Raw genomic sequence first — 4,100 nt, 5'->3', positions numbered from 1 at the left:
GCCGGTCCAGATCCGCGTGCTGCCTACGTCGTTGGTGAGCTTCCTGGATAAGCGCACGTTACAGGGTTTGCGCTCGGGTACCGCCGGTGGGAACCAGTTCGGCGGCGGCGGTATGCGTGGTGGCTTTGGTGGTGGTGGTGGTGGTGGCGGCGGCCGAGGAGGCAACTGATCATGGCTGACCTGACGCATCGAAATTTCTCTCGACTACAGAGCACTACTCGCATGAAGATCAGCATGAGCATGTCCCGCACGAAGTCCGCCGCGTGGACGATCGCTGGCGTGTCGATCCTGGCCGCCACCACCTCGACCGCGTCGGCCCAGGTAGCGCCGGAAGCGCCGTCCACGTCCACGGTACCGGTTCGTGAAGTCACCGCGCCGCTGGCGAAGGCCACGCGCGCGATCGGTGGCGCGAACATGCTGCGTGCGCTGCCCGATGGTTCGATTTTTGTGAACGACGTACAGCGGCGTCAGCTGCTGCGTTTCGACCCCACCTTGCAGAACGTCGTGGTTGTGGCCGACACGGCGCCTGGCGCGCTCATGCCGTATGGCCAGCGTCCAATCGGATTGTTGCCGTACCTCGGTGACTCCACGATCGTGGTCGATCCGGCCACGATGTCGCTGGTGGTGCTCAACAAGGACGGCAAGACCGTGCGTGTGATGGCGTCGCCGCGCACGAACGACGTGAACACCCTGTCCAACATGAACCTCGGCTCGCACGCTTTCGATCAGAAGGGTCGACTGTACTATCGGCAGGGGAGTGCTGGCGGCGCTCCGGGCGGCGGTGGTATGGCGATGATGTTCGGCAGCGGCAACGACCGTGGTGGCGGTGGTCGTGGGGGGCAGGGCGGCGGGCAGGGTGGCAACAACCAGCAGGCACGCGGCGGTGCACAGGCCGCTCGTCCGGCTGGTGACGATCCCGCGTTGAACAATCGTGGCGGCGGTCAGCCGTTCGGCGGCCCCGGCGGTCGCGGCTTCAACCCGCAGAACCAGCCGGATTCGGTGCCCATCGTGCGCGTGGACTTCGATACGCGGAAGGCGGACACGGTGACGTACGTGAAAGTGCCCAAGAACGAAACGCAAATGACGCGGGGCGAAGACGGCAGCACCAAGATCACGATCAAGATCAATCCGCTGCCGCAGGCCGATGACTGGGCATTGTTGAACGACGGCACGGTCGCCGTGATGCGCGTACTCGACTTCCATGTGGACTACTACCGTCCCGATGGATCGCATGTGGCGTCGGATAGACTGCCGTTCGACTGGAAGCGTATCACCGACGACGACCGAACGAAGCTGGTGGATTCGCTGCAGGGGCTCGCCAAGGCTGCCAACGATCGGGCAGGTGCCAACGGTGGCGGCGGTGGTTTCCGCATGTCCTTCGAGCCCGTAGCCGCGGAGAAGCTGCCCGACTACTACCCGCCCATCCGGGCCGGCACCACGCTCGCCGACTTTGACGGCAACTTGTGGGTGCTCCCGGCCACGTCGAACCTGTCGGCGCAGATCGCGGCGCAGTTCATGGGTGGTATGGGCGGACGCGGTGGCCCTGGCGGCTTCGGCGGTCCCGGCGGTGCTCCCGGCGCTCCGAGGGCCGCTGGTGGTGCGGCTGGGGCTGCGGCTAATGCCTCCGGCGCGCCTCGTGCTGCTGGCGACACCACTCGCGGCGGCATGCCTGCTGCCGCCATGGGGATGATGGCCGCGATGATGAACCAGCCGCCGCTCGTGTACGACATCATCAGCCCCGCAGGCACGATGATCGAGCGCGTGAAGCTGCCCGCCGGCCGTCAGCTCATCGGCTTCGGCCCGAACGGCGCGATCTTCCTCGGCGCGCGCGACGGCCGTCAGATCATCGTCGAGAAGGTGACGCGGAAGGAGTAAGCTTCGCGCCGTTCGACGGCAGGAAACAAACAAACCGCCCCGGAGCTGCGCGCTCAGGGGCGGTTTGTTTGTTTCAGCGGCTGTATGAAACAGGGAGCGAGAATCTCAGCCCTTCGGGCCGGCACCGAGAATTGCCGGTGAAACCGCCGCGCCGAACTTCGTGATGTTCTCGCGGAACATGCCGGCCAGCTTGCTCGCCTGCGCATCGTACGCACTGCCGTCGGCCCACGTGCGACGCGGGTCGAGCACTTCGCTCGGCACGCCTTCGATCGCATGCGGGAGATGCAGACCGAAAATCGGATCGGTGTCGAACGTCGCGGTGGCCAGCGAGCCGTCGAGTGCCGCACGCACCATCGTGCGCGTGTAGCTCAGCTTCATGCGCTGCCCCACGCCGTACGCGCCGCCGCTCCAGCCGGTGTTCACCAGCCACACTTGCGAACCGTGTGTTCGGAGTAGCTCGCCAAGCATCTCGGCGTACTTCGTGGGGTGCCACACCAGGAACACCGCGCCGAAGCAGGCCGAGAAGGTGGCCTGCGGCTCGGTGACGCCGCGCTCGGTGCCGGCGACCTTGGCGGTATAGCCGGACAGGAAATAATACATCGCCTGTTCGGCTGTGAGTCTGGCGATCGGCGGCAGCACGCCGAAGGCGTCAGCCGTGAGGAACACCACGTTCTTCGGATGTCCACCGCGGCCGCTTGGTACGTGGTTCTTGATGTAATGCAGCGGATACGAGGCGCGCGTATTTTCGGTGATCGACTGATTCGCAAAATCGACCGACCGCGACGGCTCATTGAGCACGACGTTTTCGAGCACCGTGCCGAACATCTGCGTGGTCCGATGAATGTCGGGCTCGTTCTCGGACGACAAGTTGATGACCTTCGCGTAGCAGCCGCCCTCGAAGTTGAACGTGCCTTCAGGCGACCAGCCATGCTCATCGTCGCCGATGAGCCCGCGCGTCGGGTCGGCCGAGAGTGTAGTCTTGCCCGTGCCGGAGAGACCGAAGAACAGCGCGGTATCGCCGGCGGGGCCGATGTTGGCGGAGCAGTGCATCGAGAGCACACCCTGCTTCGGCAGCAGGTAATTCATCACCGTGAACATCGCCTTCTTGAGTTCACCGGCGTAGCGCGTGCCGCCAATCAGGATCGTGCGTTCCGCGATGTTCAGCACGATGAACGTGCCGGTGCGCGTGCCATGCTTCGCCGGATCGGCCTGATACTCCGGTGCATGGTACACCGTGAAATTCGGCGCGAAGGTGGCCAGATCTTCCACGGCCGGCCGGATGAACATGTTGCGCACGAACGACGCGTGCCACGCATTCGGCATCACGTAGCGCACGCTCAGTCGCGTGGAGGGATCGGCGCCGCAGTACAGATCCTGCACGAACAGCTCGGAGAGCGTGTTCAGATACTGCTTCACGTCTTTCTCGAGCGCTTCGTAGTGCGCCTGAGCCATCGGCTGGTTGACCTTACCCCAGTCCACATCAGCCTCGCTCGACGACTCCTGCACCACGAACTTGTCGTTCGGCGAGCGGCCCGTGTGCGGCGACGTCACCGCGACGAACGGCCCCATTTCAGCCAACCGACCTTCGCCGCGGCGGATAGCCGCTTCGACGAGTTCGGAAGCGACAAAGTTCCAGTGAACCTCTCCGCTCGGTTTCAGGCCTTGGGGAGCAAGGCCTTCGAGGCTCTCGCGACGAACGCCAGCGGACGGAGTGACCTGTGTCGCCATGGTGCGACCCTCACGGAAAACGTACGGCGGGACAGGCGTAATCGAGCGCGCACGGTGCAGCGCTTGGCCTGTCCTGCAGAAAGTGTGTTCGAATTTCGGTTTTCATTCGGTGTGGTAGTGCACCGAAAGTGAAACATGACGGACCGGGCCCCTTCGCTCAAGCGGAGTTCCCTCTTTTCCTGCGTGAATTCCCGGTACGCAGGCGTGCGGAACGCCGACATCAGAGCGTAATATCGGCCGCTCGCCCCAGAAGATTGCGCAGTGTGCTGCGATCCCGTTCCGTCGGTGTGCTCACCGTGGGACGCGTGTACATCACATCGGTGGTCTGCGGGCTGTGTCCGCCGATCCCCACCGCGTGTCCCATCTCGTGGGCCACCAGCGCATCGAGCGCGGACGGTGTGGCCGTCGTCGTCAGGTCCACGCGGATGACGATCGCTACGCTCCGCACGGTGGCTCCGACCGGTCGGAGCCGCTCAGCGCGACCGTTGAGCGGACAG

General features: G+C 64.7%; 2 protein-coding genes and 1 pseudogene. 1 reads left to right on the top strand and 2 read right to left on the bottom strand.

Annotated features, from left to right (window positions below):
• Positions 1-222: 222 nt before the first annotated feature.
• Entirely contained in the window at positions 223-1,875 is a 1,653-nt protein-coding gene (locus tag ACESNG_RS03930; protein WP_373067906.1) for a hypothetical protein, read from the top strand.
• A gap of 105 nt (positions 1,876-1,980) precedes the next feature.
• Here ACESNG_RS03930 and pckA read toward each other — a convergent pair whose 3' ends face one another.
• Together pckA and ACESNG_RS03920 are read right to left on the bottom strand one after the other, a co-directional pair.
• Entirely contained in the window at positions 1,981-3,603 is a 1,623-nt protein-coding gene (gene pckA / locus ACESNG_RS03925) for a phosphoenolpyruvate carboxykinase (ATP) (protein ID WP_373064962.1), read from the bottom strand.
• A gap of 220 nt (positions 3,604-3,823) precedes the next feature.
• Positions 3,824-4,100 (bottom strand): annotated as a pseudogene (locus ACESNG_RS03920) (hypothetical protein); the annotation flags it as partial.

The organism is Gemmatimonas sp. (genome assembly GCF_041689975.1).
GTDB lineage: Bacteria > Gemmatimonadota > Gemmatimonadetes > Gemmatimonadales > Gemmatimonadaceae > Gemmatimonas.
Note: the sequence above shows the minus strand (reverse complement) of the source record. Positions and strands in the feature narration are given on the sequence as shown.